Here is a 19,587-nt window from a genome sequence, read left to right as displayed (position 1 = left end):
GATGTGCAAACGTTGCGCGATGTCGCGCCACGTTTGCACGCAGCGGCATAGAATCGTGACATGACCCTTGAACGATGGCGGAGGTAGACGATGACGACCGACAACCGGCCCGACGACGGCGAACAGAAGCTCGAGAATCTGGAGGCGGCGGTCGACCACCTGCACAAGTCGATCGAATCGCAGAGCATTGCGGTCGGCGCGGCGAAGGGCATCCTGTTCAGCCTGATCGAAACGCTCGGCGCACTGATCGGCGATCCCGACCTGCCCGAGCATGCGCGCTCGGGTTACGAGGCGCTGCGCGACAAGGCGAGCGAATTGCGCGGCGGGCTCGACCGGCATTGACGCACGGATTGCGCCGGCGCCCGCCGCACGGGCGGCGCCGGCGCTGCCCGATTCTGCAGACGAAGCACAAATCCCCTTGCGCTCAATGAGTTAGGCGGCTGATGCGCAGGATATCCACAAGCTTGCCAACATAATCTGTGGAGAACCGGCCGGCCTCCGGGCGGGCCCGCGGCGCGTACCCGGTGCGCGGTTCGAATGACCTTGCGCTGCCGCATCATTGACCCGTCAAGGTCCGTAAATCGAATCCCCTTGTGTATCAATGTGTTACGCGTCCGGTCTGGCGGATATCCACAGGCTTGCCAACAAAATCTGTGGACAACTCGCAATCGATTGCGTCGCAATGGTTGAGGATCCGGCCTGAACGCGATCGGCCTGCGAGGCCCGTGCGCACGGGCTGCCCGATGTCTGCGTCGACGCGGTAATTCGTGCGCGATCAAGGGCTTAGGTCCTGGGTACCCAGGATATCCACATCCTTGCCAACACTTTCTGTGGACAAGCGCGGCCGCGTTACGCGGCCGGCGCCGAGTCGGCCGCTTCGGCCGCTTCGGCCGCTTCGGCCGCGATCCAGTCGCGAAAGAGCGTCATCGCGGGCGTGAGCGGTTTCGACTTCAGCGACGTGAGCCAGTAGCCGCCCGCGCGCACGTCGATGTCGAGCGGCCGTGCGAGCAGGCCGAGCTGCAATTCGCGCGCGAACATGCAGGCCGGCGCAAGCGCGACGCCCGCGCCCTGCATCGCGGCCTCGACCATCAGCCGCGACGAATCGAACACCGGCCCGTTGACCGCCCACGGTTCGAGTTGCGCGGCGTCGAACCAGCCGAGCCATTCGTCGGTGCGGTACGAGCGCAGCAGCGTTTCATTCGCGAGATCGGCCGGCTGCGCGAGGCGCCGCGCGATTTCCGGCGCGCATAGTGCGGTGAGCGGCGCATCGAGCAGGCGCTCGTTGCGCGTCGCCGGCCAGTTGCCTTCACCAAAACGGATCGCGAAATCGAGCCCCTCGGCGGCGAGGTCGACGACGTTGTTGTTGGTCCGCAGCCGCAGCTCGACGAACGGGTGCGTGTCGCCGAACTGCTTCAGCCGTGGCATTAGCCAGCCTATGGCAAAGGTGCCGACGACACCGAGCGTCAGCACCTCGCGGAAACGCCCGCCGTCGAACTGCTTGAGCACCGTCTCGATGCGGCTGAACGCATCGCTCAGCACGGGCAGCAGCGCGCGCCCCTCGTCGGTGAGCCCGAGCCCGCGCGGCAGCCGCGTGAACAGCGTGCAGCCGAGCCGTTCCTCGAGCGAGCGCACCTGCTGGCTGACCGCGGCCTGGGTCACGCTCAGCTCGAGACCGGCGCGCGTGAAGTTCAGGTGGCGCGCGGACGATTCGAACGCGCGCAGCGCATTGAGCGGAAGATGAGGGCGGAGCTTAGTCATAAGAATTTCTTTTGTCAGCGCTCAATTATCGTTGCTTGTCAGGCAACCGTAAAGTCCCGATAGTGCTGTCTCGGCGGCAGGCCGTTTTCAACACCATTTCGCGTCCATTCCATCACGAGACAACCGACATGACCTACTCATCGAAACGTCGAACCCTGTTGCTGGCCGCCGCGACGGCGCCGCTCGTCCTGACCGTTACCGCGTGCGCGTCGTCGCAGACCGCCGCGCCGGACGAGGCTGCGATGCCGGACGTGGCAGTCGCGGCGGCCGCGGCGACGCTTGCCCAGCTCGAACGCACCGCGGGCGGCCGTCTCGGCGTGTGTGCGATCGACACCGCGAGCGGCCGGCGCGTGGCGCATCGCGCCGACGAGCGCTTCCCGTTCTGCAGCACCTTCAAGGCGATGCTGAGTGCGGCGGTGCTCGCGCAGAGCGTCGCGCGTCCGGGATTGCTGCAACAGCGCGTGACGTACGGAAAGGCCGATCTCGTCAACTACTCGCCGGTGACGGAGAAGCATGTCGGCGCGGGCATGACGGTCGCCGAACTGTGCGAGGCCACGATCCAGTACAGCGACAACTCGGCCGCGAACCTGCTGATGAAGTTGCTCGGCGGCCCGTCGGCGGTGACCGCATATGCGCGCTCGATCGGCGACGACACGTTCCGGCTCGATCGATGGGAGACCGAACTGAATACCGCGCTGCCGGGCGACTTGCGCGACACGACGACGCCGGCCGCGATGGCCGCGAGCATGCGCGTGCTGACGCTCGGCGATGCGTTGCCGGCTGCGCAGCGTGCGCAGCTCGTTACCTGGCTGCGCGGCAACAAGGTCGGTGACAAGCGAATCCGCGCGGGCGTGCCGGCCGGGTGGACGGTCGGCGACAAGACGGGCACCGGCGACTACGGGACGACGAACGACCTGGGTGTCGTGTGGTCGCCGTCGCGTGCGCCGATCGTGCTGGCCGTGTACTACACGCAGGCGCATGCCGATGCGCGGGCGAAGGACGATGTGATCGCCGACGTCGCGCGCGTCGTGGTCGCGGCGCTTGGTTGAGCAGGGCGGTGCGGCGTGCGCGACGGGATGCGCATGCACGCCGTGCCGCTGTCGTGACCTGCGCGGCCAAACGTTGTGCGATCAACGACTTAGGTCGCGCATGCTCAGGATATCCACATGCTTGCCAACAAAAATTGTGGACAAGCTCGCGAGTGGCCGCGTTCGTCGTGACACACGCCGCTGTGCCGCGTTTGAAGCGGCGCGGACAAAGTCTTACGGATCAAGTGCTTGGCCGCGGTATGCGCAGGCTATCCACACGCTTGCCAACAAAATCTGTGGACAAGCCGGTCCGCACGCGCGGCAGGCTGCCCGTCACGCGTCGAGGCGATGCACGAGGGGTGTTTTGCCAGCCGCGTGCCGCATTCGAAGCGGCGCGGACAAAGTCTTACGGATCAAGCGCTTGGTTGCGGTATGCGCAGGCTATCCACATGCTTGCCAACAAAATCTGTGGACAAGCCCGAGCGTCCGCTGTCACGGCATTCAGCGCTGCTGATCGTCGACGGCGGGCCAGCGCGCGAACGCGAATACCCACAACATGATGAAGTTCAGGATCGGGACGAACATCGTCAGGATCCACCAGCCCGAATGCCCGGTGCGCCGGACGATGCGGACATACGGATAGACGACGACGGCGACAAGCACGAGCGAGACGAGCAACGGCCACGCGGTGAAGTGTTCCATGGCCTTCCTCGGAGTGATGTGTCGTGGTGCGGCGCCGGCGGAACGGCCGGCACGTTGCGCCGACGCGCGAAGCCGGCGATGCGCGGCCACGTGCGGCTCGCGAGATAGTGACGCGTGGCGGGCGCGAGCGTCAAGGCGCGGGTGGTGCGCCGCTGTCGCGCCGGATCATTTCGTATTCGCGCATGCTCGCGCCGCATGTTGCCGAAACGCTGACGCGGCGCATGAATTTAAGGCGGATCAACGGGTTAGCGCACGCGTGCGCAGGATATCCACAAGCTTGCCAACAAAATCTGTGGGTAAGTGGCGTGGCATGCGCACGGCGACTGCGTTATGCGTCGCCGTGGCGTCGTGATGCGAAGTGCGGCGAAGCGGTGCGCGCGAAGGTCATCGCACGCGCCTCGTCTGCATCACGCGTGCCAAAGTCCATCGGATCAAGGGTTTAGCGTTGCGGTGCGCAGGATATCCACAAGCTTGCCAACATTTTCTGTGGAGAACTGCGCATTCGCGGTCGGCGGGCACGACACCGGCAAATGCCACACGCTGCCGCGATTCGCATGTGGGCTCACGGGGTGCAAATTCCGGCCACGCCGACTTTCTGGAACAGGTGCGGGCTGGCGACGGCGGACGACGGATAGGCCGACAGTTTCGCGACGAACTCGGGATGCGTGAAGGCCGCACGAAACGCGTGCGTCGATTCCCAGATCGCGTAGTTCAGGTAAGTCGGGCTGTCGCCGAGCGCGCGATGAAGCTGCGTCGAGATGAATCCCGGCTGCCGTTTCATGAACTCGGCATCGTCCTTCCACACGGCCAGGAATTCCGCTTCGTCCGCGGGATCCAGCGTGAACACGTTGACGAGGACGACGGGCTGCGCGTCGATGGCGATCTGTTGCTGGATCGGAAAGGCCGGATCCATCGGCTTGAACTGGGGCATGGGAACTCCGGTGGGTCGTGGGGTAATCGTGCGGTTACGCGTGGCCATCCTGGCCATGCGCGACGGACATCGCCGACAGAACGCGAATCGCCGCATCCAGGTCGGCCGAACTGAAGTCGCCGGCGATGTCGCGAACGTGCTGTTGCCATTGCCCGACCACGGCCTGATAGGCCGTTTCGCCGCGCGGTGTCAGCGAATACAGCGGCGAGCGCTTGTGCGCCGGGTTCGGCAGCGACCGGACCAGCCCTTCGTCGACGAGCACGTTGATCTGTTTCAGCACGGCCTGCCGGGTGATGCCCATCGCGTCGGCGATCTGCGGGATGTTCGGCGCTTCCGGCGCCATCGAGATCGCGCCCAGCACTTGCCAGCGTGCACTGGTCAAGCCGTGCGGCTCGGCAAAGGCGTTGCCCCATTCGATCAGCAGGCCGTTCAACCGGAATACGGACAACGCGATGGCGGTCAACTTCTCGGATTTCGTCATATTTGATACGCATCATGAATTGACAACTACTTTACGTAAACGACAACTGGTTGTCAAATATGTGCGTGTGTCGCCGGACGGCCAGCTCTATTCATGGCGAACACGTCGGTGCGTATCCGTTGGGCGGTACCGTTATCGTTCATGAAGAGGACTGAACCCGACCCAGGCCGGACGACTATCCGAAGGGCCTTCTGTATTGCTCCGTGGAGAAGCATGCGAGCATCCTCGAAACCTCGACCGGCCTGCGGGGCGAACGGATCGTCTACGACAATTGAGTCGAGTGCGTGGTTGACCAAGGGCGGTGCATGACGCGCGGTTGAGGTCGCGTCGGCGGCGAACATGCACGTATTCGCGACCGCTTGGCGCATTTGCCGCGCACGCGTGACAAACCCTTACCGATCAACGGCTTGGTGCCGTTAATGGAAGGTTGTCCACAAGCTTGCCAACATAATCTGTGGACAAGCTGCCTGTCACGCGCGCATCAGACCGGTGCAGGAAAGCGCACTGTGACGGTCAGCCCGCGCCCGCCGCGCGTGGTGCCGAGTGCGACCGTCGCGCGATGCTGTTCGGCGATTCGCTTGACGATCGACAGCCCGAGCCCGCTGCCCGACGACGTGGCCGCCTGCGCGCCTTCGCCGCGATAGAAGCGCTCCCACACATCGGTGCGCTCGGCCTCCGGGATTCCGGGGCCGTCGTCGGCGACTTCGAGCACCGGCGTTGTACCGTCGATGCGCGCGGACACGTCGACGCGCGCGCCGTCACCCGCATAGCGGATCGCGTTGTCGACGAGATTGTTCAGCAGCACGCGCAGCGTGTCGATATTGCCCGCGGCCATCACGGGCGCTGCGACGATCGCGCCGAGATCGATCCGGTGCGCGTCGGCGACGCGCGCGCGGTCCGAGACCACCGACCGGCACAGCGCGGCGAGATCGACGGGCGCCGACGCGGACGTGGCCGCTTGCGCATCGGGTTCGAGGCGCGCGAGCGTCAGCAACTGTTCGGCGAGGTGGCCGAGGCGCGTCGTGCCCGCATGGATTTGCGCGAGGATGCGCTCGCGCTCTTCGGCGGTCGTCGCGCGCCGCAGCAGATTCGACTGGATCGACAGCCCCATGATCGGCGTGCGCAACTCGTGCGCGGCATCGGCGATGAAGTGCCGCTGCAGCGTGAACGAGCGGTCGAGTCGCGCGAGCAGGTCGTTGATCGCTTCGGCGAGCGGCCGGACCTCGTTCGGCATCGAGGCGACGTCGACCGGTTCGAGATTGTTCGCATTCCTGCGCTTCAGGCCCGACGCGATCGTACGCAGCGGCCGCAGCCCCGCGCCGATGCCGAACCACAGACCGATCGCCAGCACCGGCAGCATCGAGAACACCGGCCACAGCAGGTGCACGGCGATGCCCGCAATCGCTTCCCATCGCGCATGACGTGCCTGCGCGAGCCGGATCGTCGTGCCGCCGCGCTCGGTCACATAGGTGCGCCACGGCTGGCCGTCGACGTCGACGCTCGCGATGCCCGTCTGCGCGGGCGGTGGCAGCTTCGAATCGCGGTCGGTCGAATACATGAGCGTGCCGTTGCGCCAGACCTGCAGCAGCACGGCATCGGGATCGCTGGCTTCGAAGCCGTGCTTGCCTTTGGCCTGGTTGCTGAACGACAGCTCGCCGTTCGGGCCGACGACGATCTGCTTCGACATGCTGCGCATCTGATCGTCGAGCAGGTCGTCGAGTTCGCGCAGCGCGCCCCAGTAGGTGCCCGCGCTCGCGACCAGCCCGATCACGCACGCGGCCGGCAGCAGCCACATCAGCAGGCGCCGCCGCAGCGACGCGTTGCGCCAGCGCGCGATCGCGCGTTGCATGCCCGTCATGTGCCGTCACCGATCCGGTAGCCGACGCCGCGCACCGTGCGAATCATGTCGTGGCCGAGCTTCTTGCGCAGGTTGTGGATGTGCACCTGCACCGCGTTGCTTTCGATTTCCTCGCCCCAGCTATACAGCCGCTCCTCGAACTGCTCGCGCGAAATCACCGCGCCCGGTTCGCGCATCAGCTCGTGCAGCAGTACGAACTCCTTCGGCGACAGCGGCACTTCTTCGTCGTCGAGCCAGACGAGGTGCTTGACGGGATCGAGCCGCAGCGGGCCGATCGCAAGCGTCGTCTGCGCGCGGCCCGCATGGCGGCGATTGACCGCGCGGATGCGGGCGAGCAGCTCGTCGAGCTCGAACGGCTTGACGAGATAGTCGTCCGCGCCGCTGTCGAGGCCGGCGATGCGGTCCGGCACGCCGTCGCGCGCGGTGATGATGATCGCGGGCAGGGTTTCGTCGCGGCGGCGCAGCGCGGCGAGCACCGACAGGCCGTCGCGGTTCGGCAGCCCGAGATCGAGCAGCAGCAGGCCGTAGCCGGTCGAGCGCAGCGCGAGCGACGCGGCGTCGCCGTCCTTCACCCAGTCGACCGCGAAGCCTTCCTGTTTGAGGCCCTGTTCGAGCCCGCTGCCGATCAGCGGATCGTCCTCGACGAGCAGTACGCGCATGGATTCGTGTCTCTTCAACGGGGCGCCGCGGCGCCCGGGGTTCTCATGATAAGCGTGCGTGCCTTAGCGGGAGCTTAAACACGGACGCCTCCGTGCGTTGGCGCACCGTATCGACACGACCGCGTGCCGCGTTGCACGGCCTTCAGGTTTGCTTAATCTTACGCTCCGTAATCTCGGGCCGTCGCGTTCAACGGGGCGCGGCATCACATCGAAGAAGAGGATCGACATCATGAAACATCTGGCCAGAATCCTGACGGTCGCGCTCGCCACGCTGCCTGCCGCCGTCTACGCGCAATACACGGGGCCGTCCGCGCTGACCACGACGACCGTGAAGGAACTGCTCGCGAACGGCAAGGACGACCAGCACGTGCAGTTGCAGGGGCGCATCGTCAAGCATGCCGGCGGCGAGGACTACGAGTTCGCCGACGCGACCGGCACGATCCGCGTCGAGATCGACAAGAAGCTGTGGGCGGCCGGCCAGCCCGTCAGCGACAAGAGCGAAGTGAAGCTGACCGGCGAATTCGAGCGCAAATGGTCGGGCAAGGTGAAGGTCGACGCCGACCACGTCGAAGTGCTGCACTGACCGGTGCGTGCGGGGCCGGTGATACCATGAACGACCGGTTCCCGTTCCCACCAAGATGGCCGCCAATTTCGACGAACTCGCGTCCCGGATCCGGGCGCAATTTTCCGAGCTGAGCCCGCAATTCCAGGCGGGCGCCGCCTTCCTGCTCGATCATCCCGACGAAGTCGCCACCTCGTCGATGCGCAAGGTCGCGCAGCGCGCGCAGGTGCAGCCTGCGTCGCTCGTGCGGCTCGCGCAGCAATTCGGTTTCCCCGGCTGGAACGAGCTGCGCGACCTGTGCGTCGCGCGCGTGCGCACGCGCCCCGAGCCGCTCACGCAGCGAGCGCGCTCGCTCGTGCGGCCCGACGCGAAGGCGTCGCTCGCGCACGACCTGCTCGCCGCGCAGCAGCACAACCTGTCGGCCACCGCCGCGCAGAACGAGCACGCGCTCGCGGATGCGGCCAGGCTGATCCGCAAGGCGTCGCATGTGCACGTCGCGGGGTTCCGCTCGTGTTATCCGGTCGCGTTCGGGTTCGTGTACGGCTACCGGCTGTTCCGTCCGACCGTATCGCTGCTCAACGGCGTCGCCGGTTCGCTCGAAATGGAGCTGCGGACGATCGCGAAGCAGAGCGTGACCGTGGTCATCAGCTTCGCGCCGTATTCGGCGGAGGCGACGCGCGTCGCGCAGGCCGCGAAAGCGCAGGGCAGCCGGATCGTTGCGATCACCGACAGCGCGGTGTCGCCGATCGCGCTGCACGCGGACGCGCAACTGATCTTCACGCACGACAGCCCGTCGTTCTTTCCGTCGCTGGTGGCCGCGCATGCGATGGCCGAGGCGCTGGTCGCGCAGTTGCTCGCGCTCGAAGGCAGCGATGCGATCGCGGCGCTGGAGCGCACCGAAGCGGAGCTGCACGCGAAGGGCGCTTACGTCGTCTGACGCGGCACGCGCGGCTTCGGCCGTCCGTCATTCAAGATTCAACCCGACACAATCGATGACGTTCACATACGAGGTGACCGACGCGGGCGATGCGAACGTGCGCAAACAGATCGTCGCGCCGCTCGTCCGGTTCAACGAACGCCAGGCCGGCCCGGCCGACTTCCGGCCGCTGGCCGTGCTCGTGACTGACGCCGAAGGCGCGGTGGTCGGCGGCCTGTGGGGCGGCACGGCGTTCGGCTGGCTGCACGTCGACCTGCTCGTGGTGCCCGAGGAGGCGCGCGGCCTGGGGACCGGCACGCACATCATGGATCTTGCCGAAGAGGAGGCCGTTGCGCGCGGATGTCACAGCGCATGGCTCGATACGTTCGACTTCCAGGCACAGCCTTTCTACGAGAAGCGCGGCTATGTCCGCTTCGGCGAGCTGCCGGATTATCCGGTCGGGCACACGCGCGTTTTCCTGACAAAGAAGCTCGCGGGCTGAGCGACGGTCGCGCGATGCAGTTCTCCGAGGCCGTCGCCGACGTGTTGCTCGGCATTGACTGCGGGCGGTCCGCATCGACGTGAACGAAAGCGGTCTGACAGTGGGCAGGCAGGCGGCGCCTGCCCGCTCGCTGCCCGCCGCCGGCGCACCGTCGACATTTTCCCGTCGCGCGGCGACATTTCGGCCATCGCTGAAACGTCGCGCGCACGACCGGCGTAAGCTCACCCGTCAACACTTTCCGGGAGTCCGCGATGAACCGTTCCGACCGTCAGGCCCGCCAAGCCGAAGCTTTCCGCTCGCTGCATACGCGCCCCGGCGCGTTCATCATCCCGAACCCGTGGGACGCCGGCACCGCCCGCCTGCTCGCGATGGCCGGTTTCGAGGCGCTCGCCACCACGAGCGCCGGCTACGCGTTTTCGAAAGGGCAGCCCGACAACGCGATCGACCGCGATGCGATGCTCGATCACATCGCCGATCTCGTCGCCGCGGGCGGCCTGCCGGTGAGTGCCGATCTCGAGAACGGTTTCGGCGACGCGCCCGCAACGGTGGCCGAAACGATCCGGCTGGCGGCCGAGGCCGGCGCGGTCGGCGGCTCGATCGAGGATGCGACGGGCCGCGCCGATGCGCCGATCTACGCGCGCGACGCGGCGGTCGAGCGCATCGCGGCGGCCGCTGACGCGGCGCGCGCGCTGCCGTTTCCGTTTACGCTGACCGCGCGTTGCGAAAACTACCTGCACGGCCGTCGCGACCTCGCCGACTCGATCGCGCGGCTCGTCGCCTATCGCGACGCGGGCGCCGACGTGCTGTATGCGCCGGGCATCACCGACGCCGCCGAGATCGCGGCGGTGACGCAGGCGGTCGGTGCGCCCGTCAACGTGGTGATGGGGCTGCAGGGCGGGTTGCTGAGCGTCGACGAGCTGGCGGCGCTCGGCGTGAAGCGCGTGAGCGTCGGCGGTGCGCTGGCGCGGGCCGCGCTCGGCGCGTTCCTGCGCGCCGCGACGGAGATGGCGCGCGACGGCACGTTCACGTTCACGCAGGCGGCCGTGCCGGGGCGCGATATCAATCGCTGGTTTGCGGCGCCGGATAATTCACCGGTTTCGTTCGGAGAATGAGCACAAATAAACGTGGGATCGTTCCCAGTCGGCGATTTGATTGACAATAATCAACCGATTTCGCATCCGGTTTAATCGCCGGTGACGATGTGAAAACCATCGTTTATTCTCCGCATTCCGCCGGCTCGGCCGGAATCGGCGCACAATCCGCGCCTGATCCGGCGAGGTTTGCAGGCCGCGCGCACCGGTGCCGCGCATTGTTACATTTTTCCGATCGACGAATTTTCGTGCGCGGGAGTTGCCGGTTATTTTTTTGATTGATAATCTGCGTCATATTCAAATGACCGGTTTTGCGGGCCGCCGGGAATATCAATATATAAAAATCGAGAGAGCGATGACGATCCGAGAAAATCAGCGTGTCGGGTTTCGCGTCGGGGATGTCGTGACGCTGAAAACCGGCGGGCCGCGCATGACCGTCACCTATGCCGGGCCGGTCGTGTTCGACGACGGCGACTGGCTGATCTGCCAGTGGTTCGACGAGCACGGCGAGTTCCGACAGGAAATGTTCCATCACGACACGGTGGTGCCGGAGCCGCGCGCGATTTCGGCCGGGCGCGTCCGGATGCGCATGCAGTCGCACCGCTACCGGTCGGCGGCCTGAAGCCAGCCCGGCGTTGCGATGCGGCGATGCGTGCAATGCACGCGCTACGCAGCGCCGGCGCGACGACATTTCACGCGAACCCGAAACATGCGGCAGCGCGCTGCGCCGATACTGTTCGCATGAACTCGAACCCGATCGATCCTATCGCCGCGGTGACGCACCGCGATCCCTATCCCTACTATGCCGCGCTCGTCGACGGGCCGCCGCTCGCGTTCGACGCCACGCTCGGCCTGTGGGTCGCGAGCCGCGCGGCGGCCGTGACGGCCGTGCTCGGCCATCCTGCCTGCCGTGTGCGTCCGCTGGACGCGCCCGTGCCGCCCGCGTTGCGCGGCACGACGGCCGGTGCGCTGTTCGGCGAGCTGGTGCGCATGAACGACGGCGCGTTGCGGCACGACGTGCCGAAGCAGGCGCTGCGCACGGCGTTCGCGCCGGTCGACACGGGCAAGCTGCGCGACCGTGCCGCGCAGCTTGCCGCGCGGCGGCTGCCGGCGCCGGGCGATGCCGACGCGCTGAATGGGTGGTGCATGACGGTGCCCGTCTGCGCGGTTGCCGATCTGCTCGGCTTCGACGAGACGCAGCTCGACGACATCGCGGCGCGGGTCGTCGACTTCGTCGCCGCGCTGTCGCCGCTGTCGGACGCGGCCGCGCTGGCCCGCGCGAGCGACGGCGCGCGGCAACTGCTCGACCGGATGACCGAGCGCGTCGCGCAGACGCACGCGCACGACGGCACGCTCGTCGCCGCGGTGCAGCAGGCTGCCCGCGCGTCGGGCTGGCAGGCGAGCGGCGCGCTGGTCGCGAATCTCGTCGGGTTGCTGTCGCAGACCTGCGAGGCGACGGCCGCGTGGCTCGGCAACTCGCTGGCGGCATGGAGCGGGGAAGCGGAAACCGCGCGCGCCGCGCCGGACGCCGCCGGGCTCGACGCTTTCGTTTCTGAAGTCGGGCGCTTCGATGCGCCGGTGCAGAACACGCGCCGCTTCGTCGCGTCGCGCACGACGATCGAAGGCGTGACCGTTGACGCCGGCGACGCGATTCTCGTCGTGCTCGCCGCGGCGAACCGCGACCCGGCCGTGCATCGCGACCCGCACCGGCTGATGCCCGGCCGCGCCGCGGGGCCGAATTTCGGCTTCGGCACGGGGCCGCATGGGTGTCCGGGCGAGCGGATCGCACGGGCGGTGACGGCGGGGGCGTTCGCGGCGTGGTTGCACGCGGGCGGCTGGCCGCCGCTAGACGGGCTGAAGTGGAATTACCGCGCGTCGACCAATGTCAGGATGCCGAAGTTCGACGCGGCACGGTGAAGGGGAAAGAGGGACTTAACGGCAGCCTTGCTTCTCCGCCCATTGCTCCTGGGCGGCGACGCGGCGCTGCACGCGTTCGACGAGGCCGGTCGAGAAGGTCCGCATGCTGATGCCGCGGCGTTTCGCGAGGATCGTCTGCGCGACATCGGTGCGCGGGTTCGGCTGGCACGCCCAGTACAGCGTCATCAGCCAGCCGATGCCGGTCCACCCGAACAGCGCGTTGAACATCGCGATCGTCAGCTTGTCGTGCCGGCCGCGCCGGTCGGCAACGACGGCCGGCAGGAAATAGAGCGCGATCGCGACGACCGAACCGGCCACTTGAATCAGGACTGCATCGTTCATGGTGCTGCTCCGTCCGAACTGCAATGGGGCTGATTGTCGCGCTTTTTCCGTTTGTGTGCCGACAATTGATTGTTGCGTTTTTAATAACGATCAGCGGGCTTCGGCGTCCGCCGGCTGCAGTTCGTTGCTCAACGCGAAACCTTCGTCGAGCCAGCCCGTCACGCCGCCGATCATCAGCTTGACGGGGCGGCCGAGGCGCGCGAGTTCGATCGCCGCGCGCGCGGCGCCGTTGCAGTGCGGGCCCGCGCAGTAGACGACGAACAGCGTGCCGGCCGGATAGCCGGCGAGCTTGCCCACGACGATCTTGCGACGCGGCAGGTTGCGTGCGCCGGGCACGTGGCCGGCGGCGAACTGGTCGGGGCCGCGCACGTCGAGCAGCACGAAATCCGGTTCGCCGGACGCGAGCGCGTCGTGCACGTCCCAGCAATCGGTCTCGAATCGCAGCGATGCCTCGAAATGCGCGAGGGCGGCGGGGCTGTCGGCGGCGGGCACGTCGGTGACGAAGGACATGGGCAGGCTCTCCTGGATGAACGGGCGCGGAATGCGCCGGGATGGAGTGCAGTATCGCGGTTCGGCGCGTTTCGCGGCAGTGGCGCGATCGACAAGTTCCGGTAACATCGCGCCATGCACAATCATCTCGTCGTCGCGCTCGCCTACGATCGCCTCTGCACGTTCGAATTCGGCTGCGTGGTCGAACTGTTCGCGCTCGAACGCCCCGAACTCGGCGTCGACTGGTATCGCTTCGCGGTGTGCGCGAGCGAGCCGGGGCCGGTGCGCGCGGCGGGCGGCATCACAGTCGCCGCGCCGTACCGGCTCGCGACGCTCGATCGCGCGGATACCATCGTGATTCCCGGCTGGCGCGATCCGGACGAACTGCCGCCGGAGCCGCTGCTGAAGAAGCTGCGGGCCGCGCATCGGCGCGGCGCGCGGCTTTGTTCGATCTGTTCCGGCGTGTTCGTGCTGGCGGCGGCCGGCGTGCTCGACGGGCTCACCGTGACGACGCACTGGCGTTACGCGGAGCGCCTGCAGGCGCGTTACCCGGCGCTGCGCGTGAATCCCGATGCGCTGTACGTCGACGAAGGGCAGATCGTCACGTCGGCCGGTTCGGCGGCGGGGCTCGACATGCTGCTGCATCTGGTGCGCCGCGATCACGGCGGAGCGATCGCGAACCGTGTCGCGCAACGCCTCGTGCTGCCGCCGCATCGCGACGGCGGCCAGGCGCAGTTCGTGCCGCGTCCGGTCGCGCCGGGCGGCAGCGACCGGCTCGCGAAGCTGATCGACTGGATGCGAGCGCACGCGGCCGAGCCGCACACGCTCGCGTCGCTCGCCGCGCAGGCCGCGATGAGCACGCGCACGCTGCAGCGCCAGTTCGCGGACGCGACGGGGATGTCGCCGCTCGCGTGGCTGATCCGCGAACGCGTGAACGTCGCGAAGGACATGCTCGAAGCGCAACCTGCGCTGCCGCTTGCGCAGGTCGCGGCGCGCGCGGGGTTCGGCTCCGAGGAATCGTTGCGCCGGCATTTCCGGCGCGTCGCGGCGACGAGCCCGGCCGCGTACCGGCGCGGGATGGATCGCGGCGAAAGATAGCGGGCGGCGAACGAAGCCGTTCGTGTGCGACGACGAAAACAACCAAAAGGAAAACCATCATGGGCTTGCTGGGAAAGCTGTTCGGAAAGAAACCGCGCGACGAGGCGTCGACGGCGGTGCAGGTGCCTTCGACCGGCGAGCAGGAGGCGCCGGAACAGCAAAACGGCCCCGACATCGCGCCCGAACTCGCGCCTGCGCTGGCGGCCTACCAGGCCGGCCGGCACGAGGCCGCGATCGCGGGTGCCGCGCCGTACGCCGAGCGTCTCGCCGATGCGGCGCGGCTTTGCGCGCTCGCGTATTCGGCGATGGATCGCTACCCGGAGGCGTTCCAGTACTGGCTGGCGCTGTTCGACAAGGAGCCGAGCGCGCACAACGCGGTGCAGCTCGCGACGACGTCGGTGATGTGCGGCGAGGTGGAGCGCGGCGAAGCGTGGATGCAAAAGGCCGCCCAGGTCAATCATGAAACGCGCGAGCAGTCGGACGTCGCCGCGCGCGTGAACTTCATCTCCGCGCTGATGCAAAGCGGCCATCTTCACGAGGCACTGCCGCATATCGCGTGGATGCGCGAGGTGTATGGCCAGGTGCGCATCACCGATTCGACGTTCCTGTACATGCGCGGCATTCCATTCTTTCCGTCGTTCCTGGAGAAGAGCCTGGAGATTCTGAAGGCCACGCAGCCGGCCGACGCGATCGCGCCATGGTACGGTGCGCTCACGGGCAAGCTCGACGAAGAGGGCGAAGCGCAGCTTGCCGCGTGGGTCGGCCAGTTGCCGGGGCAACCGGCCGGCTGAGCGGCCGCCGACACCTGCGATGGCCCCTCATTCCGAAAATCCCGAAAAAGAACGCCGATGACGATGCTGCCTTCCCGTTTGCCGCTGATCCAGGCCCCGATGGTCGGTTCGCTGTGCCCGCTCGCGATCGCGGTGTGCGAAGCCGGCGGGCTCGGTTCGCTCGCGTGCGCGGCGCTCGGCCCGCAGCAACTGCGCGACGAGATCGCGGCGATCCGGGCGCGCACGCCCGCGCCGTTCAACGTGAACTTCTTCTGCCATACGGCACCGGCGCCCGACGTGGAGGTCGACGCGCGCTGGCGCGCATCGCTCGCCGGCTACTACGCGGAAGCCGGGCTCGATCCGGCCGACGTGAAGAGCGGCCCAGGCCGCGCGCCGTTCGACGATGCGATGTGCGCGGTCGTCGAGGAGTTGCGGCCGGCCGTCGTGAGCTTCCATTTCGGGCTGCCGGACGACATGCTGCTCGACCGCGTGCGGCGCACCGGGGCGCTGGTCGTTTCGTCCGCAACGACCGTCGAGGAAGCGCGCTGGCTCGATGCGCGCGGCGTCGACGCGATCGTCGCGCAGGGCGCGGAGGCTGGCGGCCATCGCGGGATGTTCCTGACCGACGACATCCACGCGCAACCGGGCCTGTTCGCGTTGCTGCCGCAGATCGTCGATGCGGTGCGCGCACCGGTGATCGCGGCCGGTGCGATCGCCGACGGGCGGGGCATCGCGGCCGCGTTCGCGCTCGGCGCGCGTGCGGTGCAGATCGGCACCGGCTTCCTGCTGACACCGCAGGCCGGCCGCTCGGCGCAGCATCGCGCGGCGATACGTGCCGCGCGCGACGACGGTACGCGCGTGACCAACCTGTACACGGGCCGCCCCGCGCGCGGGCTGCTGACGCGCTTCATGCGCGAGCAGGGGCCGATGAGCGCGCTCGCACCCGCGTTCCCGCTCGCGACGGCCGCGGTCGATCCGCTGCGCGGTGCGTTCGAGCGGCAGGGCCGCGACGATTTCTCGCTGCTGTGGTCGGGCGAGGCCGCGGCGCTCGCGCGCGAAGAGGATGCCGGCGAACTGACGCGGCGCCTGTGGGACGACGCGCTCGCGTGCGCGGCAGGGCTGCGCGACGCGTTCCCGCAGGCTGTCTGAACGCGCGCGGAAGGGGCGCGGACGGTGGATCAACGGCGTATGATCTGGTTTTTCGTCAGCCCGATCCAGGCCCCCCACCATGACCTCCGTCGACACTACCCCCGTCCTCGACCATGACAAGCTCGTTACCTTCATCGAGCGCAAGTGGAACGATGAAATCCTCCACGCACTGACCGACTACATCGCGATCCCCGCGAAGAGCCCTGCGTTCGATCCCGACTGGGAGAAGCGCGGTTATCTCGAGCGCGTCGTCACCGATGCCGCGCAGTGGGCCGAACGCCAGCCCGTGAAGGGCCTGAAGCTCGAGATCGTGCGCCTGCCCGGCCGCACGCCGGTGATCTTCTTCGAGACGCCCGCCACGCGCTCGGGCAGCACCGACACGATCCTGCTGTACGGCCACCTCGACAAGCAGCCCGAATTCGACGGCTGGCGCGCGGACCTCGGCCCGTGGACGCCGAAGTTCGAGAACGGCAAGCTGTATGGCCGCGGCGGCGCGGACGACGGTTATGCGATCTACGCGAGCCTCGCGGCGCTCGGCGCGCTTGACGAGCAGGGCATCGAACGGCCGCGCTGCGTCGGCCTGATCGAGACTTGCGAGGAATCGGGCAGCTACGACCTGTTGCCGTACGTCGATGCGCTGCGCGACCGGCTCGGCCAGGTGTCGCTCGTCGTGTGTCTCGATTCGGGCGCCGGCAATTACGACCAGATGTGGCTCACCACGTCGCTGCGCGGGCTCGTGTCCGGCGACCTGCAGGTCGAGGTGCTGGAAGAAGGCATCCACTCGGGCGTCTACGGCGGCATCGCGCCGTCGAGCTTCCGCGTGATGCGCCAGTTGTTCGAGCGTCTCGAGGACGCGAAGAACGGCAACCTGCTGCCGGGCGTGTTCCATTGCGAGATCCCGTCGAGCCGCGTGCGCGAAGCCGACGTGGCCGCCGCGATCCTCGGCGATGCTGTATGGAAGGGGCTGCCGTGGGCGTGCGGCGCGGACGGCAAGCCGGTGCTTCCGACCACGACCGATCCGCGCGAGGCGCTGCTGAATTCGACGTGGCGTCCGTCGCTGTCGGTGACGGGCGCGGCCGGCATGCCGGCGCTCGCCGATGCGGGCAACGTGCTGCGTCCGCGCACCGCGTTCAAGCTGTCGCTGCGCCTGCCGCCGCTCGTCGACGCCGCACAGGCCGTGCAGCAGCTGAAGGAACTGCTCGAACTCGATCCGCCGTACAACGCGAAGGTCACATTCAAGCCGGACGCGGGCGCCGCGACGGGCTGGAGCGCGCCGGATCTCGCGCCGTGGCTCGCGTCGTCGCTCGACGCCGCGTCGCGCCGCCATTTCGGCGCGGACTGTGCGTACATGGGCCTCGGCGGCACGATCCCGCTGATGAATGTGCTGCAGGAAGGCTTCCCGTCCGCGCAGTTCATGGTGTGCGGCGTGCTCGGGCCGAAGTCGAACGCGCACGGGCCGAACGAGTTCCTGCACGTGCCGTACGCGAAGAAGCTGACCGCGGCGGTCGCCGACGTGATCGCGACCGCGCGCTGATCGTCGCGGCCGTTCGATGTCCCAATTGCCCAACCCGATCCGACCTGACGGAACCCTGCCGATGACCGCACTGCCGACGCCCGACACCGAACCGCTGCGCATGCGCGCCGAACCGCTGCACGCATTCGTCGCGGCACTCTGGGAACGGGCCGGCAGCGGCGAGCGCGAAGCGCGGCTCGTCGCCGATCACCTGGTCGGCGCGAATCTTGCGGGCCACGATTCGCACGGGATCGGGATGATCCCGAACTACGTCGCGTCGTGGCGGGAAGGGCAGTTGCAGCTGAACGGGCACGCGTCGATCGTCCGCGACGGCGGCGCGGTGCTGACGATCGACGGCGGGCGCGGTTTCGGCCAGGTGATCGCGTTCGAGGCGATGGTCGAGGGGATCGAGCGCGCGCGGCGCATGGGCATCTGCGCGATCGGGCTGCGCGACGTGCATCACCTCGGCCGCATCGGGCACTGGGCCGAGCAGTGCGCGCGCTCGGGGCTCGTGTCGTTCCATTTCGTCAACGTGCCGGGCGACTTGCTGGTCGCGCCGCTGCACGGCACCGATCCGCGCTTCGGCACGAATCCGTTTTGCGCCGCGTATCCGCGTGCGGGCCGGCCGCCGCTGCTGCTCGATTTCGCGACGAGCGCGATCGCATACGGCAAGACGCGCGTCGCGCATAACCAGGGCAAGCGCGTGCCGGCCGGGTCGCTGATCGACCATCGCGGCCAGCCGACCGACGATCCGGCCGTGATGCACGAGCAGCCGTTCGGTGCGCTGCTGCCGTTCGGGCTGCACAAGGGATATGCGTTGGCGGCGATGTGCGAGATCTTCGGCGGCGCGCTCGTCGGCGGGCATACGACGTACGGCGACACGCTGCAGAAGACGAGTGCGATCGTGAATGGGATGCTGTCGGTGCTGATCGATCCGAAAGCGTTCGACGCGGCCGATGCCGAGCGCGAAGCCGATGCGTTCGTCGCATGGGCGAAGGCGTCGCCGCAGACGGGCGATGTGCCGGTGCAGGTGCCCGGCGAGCCGGAGGAAGCGAGCCGCGCCGCGCGCGGCGCCGGCGGCATTCCGGTCGACCGCGCGACGTGGCGGCAGATTCGCGACAGCGCGGCGGCAGTCGGTTTCGACGATGCGGCGCTCGATGCATGGACGCAGCGCTGTATCGGCGCCGCTTGATGGACAAGGGCGGCCGATGAGCTGGCAGGCGGACAAGGCGCACGGCGAGGAGATCGCGTACCAGATCGCGAGCCTCGGCCATATCGAAGTCACGCGGTTTTTCAGCGGCGCGGCGCTGCGGCTCGACGGCGTGATGTTCGGCTTCCTGGCGCGCGGGTCGCTGTTCCTGCGCGTCGACGACGTGAACCGTCCGGTATTCGTCGCGGCGGGGATGGGGCCGTTCTCGTATTCGGGACGCACGCGCACCATCGCGCTCGAGGGCTACTACGAGACGCCGGCCGACGTGCTGGAGGATGCGGGCGCGCTGTTCGACTGGTGTCGCGGTGCGTATCGCGCGGCGCTGCTGGCGGGGCCGCCGAAGCGCAAGGCGAGGGCGGCGCCGAAGACGGTATCGAAATCCGCGCCGAAACCGACGACGGCGCGGAAATCGAAGCCGGCATCGCAACGGACTGCAACGCCGTCACCGGAGACGGCACCCAAACCGGCTTCGAAATCGTCACCGACACGTAAGAAATCCTAGTGTCGATCGCGTGAAGCACCGGCTTCGCGATTTCTGCATGCTTCACAACGGCGGCCCCGGCGTTTATGATCGGCGCGGATCGCGCCCGTGCCCGGTGCGACCCGCGCCG

At 67.9% G+C, this 19,587-nt stretch carries 22 protein-coding genes; 14 read left to right on the top strand and 8 right to left on the bottom strand.

The genetic code is table 11. The features are described from left to right. The first annotated feature begins 90 nt into the window (after positions 1-90). Positions 91-342, top strand: a complete 252-nt coding sequence (locus OEJ37_RS10300; RefSeq protein ID WP_034180596.1) for a hypothetical protein — start codon at positions 91-93, stop codon at positions 340-342. 507 nt (positions 343-849) lie between these two features. On the opposite strand, the gene penR is transcribed toward OEJ37_RS10300, so the two are convergent. Next, positions 850-1,758: a beta-lactamase transcriptional regulator PenR gene (gene penR / locus OEJ37_RS10295; protein ID WP_263344205.1), complete on the bottom strand. Its 909-nt coding sequence runs from the start codon at positions 1,756-1,758 to the stop codon at positions 850-852. A 128-nt stretch (positions 1,759-1,886) separates the two neighbouring features. Here penR and blaPEN-bcc point away from each other — a divergent pair, with 128 nt between their 5' ends. After that, the gene (gene blaPEN-bcc / locus OEJ37_RS10290; protein ID WP_263344204.1) at positions 1,887-2,807 is read left to right on the top strand and encodes a PEN family class A beta-lactamase, Bcc-type; all 921 of its coding nucleotides are present in this window, start codon (positions 1,887-1,889) and stop codon (positions 2,805-2,807) included. Between the two features lie 480 nt (positions 2,808-3,287). Here blaPEN-bcc and OEJ37_RS10285 read toward each other — a convergent pair whose 3' ends face one another. The 5 genes from OEJ37_RS10285 to OEJ37_RS10265 form a co-directional block, all read right to left on the bottom strand. Next, positions 3,288-3,488 carry a DUF805 domain-containing protein gene (locus OEJ37_RS10285; protein ID WP_263344203.1) on the bottom strand — a complete coding sequence of 67 codons (201 nt, stop codon included), beginning with the start codon at positions 3,486-3,488 and terminating at the stop codon, positions 3,288-3,290. A gap of 562 nt (positions 3,489-4,050) precedes the next feature. Then, a complete protein-coding gene (locus OEJ37_RS10280) occupies positions 4,051-4,419 on the bottom strand; it encodes an antibiotic biosynthesis monooxygenase family protein (RefSeq protein ID WP_174420859.1) in 369 nt (122 codons plus the stop codon). Positions 4,420-4,453: 34 nt separating this feature from the next. Beyond that, entirely contained in the window at positions 4,454-4,900 is a 447-nt protein-coding gene (locus tag OEJ37_RS10275) for a MarR family winged helix-turn-helix transcriptional regulator (protein ID WP_174420858.1), read from the bottom strand. Between the two features lie 481 nt (positions 4,901-5,381). Beyond that, positions 5,382-6,758 (bottom strand): ATP-binding protein, encoded by a 1,377-nt coding sequence (locus tag OEJ37_RS10270; RefSeq protein ID WP_263344201.1) that lies wholly within the window; start codon positions 6,756-6,758, stop codon positions 5,382-5,384. Further along, entirely contained in the window at positions 6,755-7,417 is a 663-nt protein-coding gene (locus OEJ37_RS10265) for a response regulator (protein ID WP_152856840.1), read from the bottom strand. The genes OEJ37_RS10270 and OEJ37_RS10265 overlap by 4 nt, the downstream gene beginning before the upstream one ends. Before the next feature lie 229 nt (positions 7,418-7,646). Between OEJ37_RS10265 and OEJ37_RS10260 the strand changes: the two genes are divergently transcribed. The 6 genes from OEJ37_RS10260 to OEJ37_RS10235 all read left to right on the top strand — a co-directional run bounded on the left by OEJ37_RS10260 (position 7,647) and on the right by OEJ37_RS10235 (position 12,405). Beyond that, on the top strand, positions 7,647-8,000 hold the full coding sequence (locus OEJ37_RS10260) for a NirD/YgiW/YdeI family stress tolerance protein (RefSeq protein WP_175918393.1): 354 nt from the start codon (positions 7,647-7,649) through the stop codon (positions 7,998-8,000). A gap of 55 nt (positions 8,001-8,055) precedes the next feature. Next, positions 8,056-8,916: a MurR/RpiR family transcriptional regulator gene (locus tag OEJ37_RS10255; RefSeq protein WP_152856842.1), complete on the top strand. Its 861-nt coding sequence runs from the start codon at positions 8,056-8,058 to the stop codon at positions 8,914-8,916. A gap of 55 nt (positions 8,917-8,971) precedes the next feature. Next, positions 8,972-9,397, top strand: a complete 426-nt coding sequence (locus OEJ37_RS10250) for a GNAT family N-acetyltransferase (protein ID WP_263344200.1) — start codon at positions 8,972-8,974, stop codon at positions 9,395-9,397. Between the two features lie 251 nt (positions 9,398-9,648). Continuing rightward, positions 9,649-10,509: an oxaloacetate decarboxylase gene (locus tag OEJ37_RS10245; protein ID WP_263344199.1), complete on the top strand. Its 861-nt coding sequence runs from the start codon at positions 9,649-9,651 to the stop codon at positions 10,507-10,509. Positions 10,510-10,843: 334 nt separating this feature from the next. Further along, positions 10,844-11,110, top strand: coding sequence for a YodC family protein (locus tag OEJ37_RS10240; protein ID WP_174420885.1), 267 nt, complete (start codon positions 10,844-10,846; stop codon positions 11,108-11,110). Between the two features lie 119 nt (positions 11,111-11,229). Further along, positions 11,230-12,405: a cytochrome P450 gene (locus OEJ37_RS10235; RefSeq protein WP_263344198.1), complete on the top strand. Its 1,176-nt coding sequence runs from the start codon at positions 11,230-11,232 to the stop codon at positions 12,403-12,405. A 15-nt stretch (positions 12,406-12,420) separates the two neighbouring features. Here OEJ37_RS10235 and OEJ37_RS10230 read toward each other — a convergent pair whose 3' ends face one another. Further along, positions 12,421-12,747, bottom strand: a complete 327-nt coding sequence (locus tag OEJ37_RS10230) for a superinfection immunity protein (protein WP_152856845.1) — start codon at positions 12,745-12,747, stop codon at positions 12,421-12,423. A gap of 90 nt (positions 12,748-12,837) precedes the next feature. Next, a complete protein-coding gene (locus OEJ37_RS10225; protein ID WP_263344197.1) occupies positions 12,838-13,257 on the bottom strand; it encodes a rhodanese-like domain-containing protein in 420 nt (139 codons plus the stop codon). Positions 13,258-13,371: 114 nt separating this feature from the next. Here OEJ37_RS10225 and ftrA point away from each other — a divergent pair, with 114 nt between their 5' ends. The 6 genes from ftrA to OEJ37_RS10195 all read left to right on the top strand — a co-directional run bounded on the left by ftrA (position 13,372) and on the right by OEJ37_RS10195 (position 19,478). After that, on the top strand, positions 13,372-14,334 hold the full coding sequence (gene ftrA, locus OEJ37_RS10220; RefSeq protein WP_263344196.1) for a transcriptional regulator FtrA: 963 nt from the start codon (positions 13,372-13,374) through the stop codon (positions 14,332-14,334). Positions 14,335-14,393: 59 nt separating this feature from the next. Next, positions 14,394-15,125 (top strand): hypothetical protein, encoded by a 732-nt coding sequence (locus OEJ37_RS10215; protein ID WP_263344195.1) that lies wholly within the window; start codon positions 14,394-14,396, stop codon positions 15,123-15,125. 57 nt (positions 15,126-15,182) lie between these two features. Then, complete coding sequence (locus OEJ37_RS10210) at positions 15,183-16,253, top strand: NAD(P)H-dependent flavin oxidoreductase (protein WP_263344194.1); 1,071 nt, start codon at positions 15,183-15,185, stop codon at positions 16,251-16,253. A gap of 79 nt (positions 16,254-16,332) precedes the next feature. Beyond that, a complete protein-coding gene (locus tag OEJ37_RS10205; protein ID WP_152856850.1) occupies positions 16,333-17,787 on the top strand; it encodes a M20 family metallopeptidase in 1,455 nt (484 codons plus the stop codon). 61 nt (positions 17,788-17,848) lie between these two features. Beyond that, positions 17,849-18,958: a malate/lactate/ureidoglycolate dehydrogenase gene (locus OEJ37_RS10200; RefSeq protein WP_263344193.1), complete on the top strand. Its 1,110-nt coding sequence runs from the start codon at positions 17,849-17,851 to the stop codon at positions 18,956-18,958. 16 nt (positions 18,959-18,974) lie between these two features. Beyond that, complete coding sequence (locus OEJ37_RS10195) at positions 18,975-19,478, top strand: TfoX/Sxy family protein (RefSeq protein WP_174420849.1); 504 nt, start codon at positions 18,975-18,977, stop codon at positions 19,476-19,478. Positions 19,479-19,587: the final 109 nt, after the last annotated feature.

This window comes from Burkholderia sp. BKH01 (genome assembly GCF_025685725.1).
Taxonomy (GTDB): Bacteria; Pseudomonadota; Gammaproteobacteria; order Burkholderiales; family Burkholderiaceae; genus Burkholderia; species Burkholderia pyrrocinia_C.
Note: the sequence above shows the minus strand (reverse complement) of the source record. Positions and strands in the feature narration are given on the sequence as shown.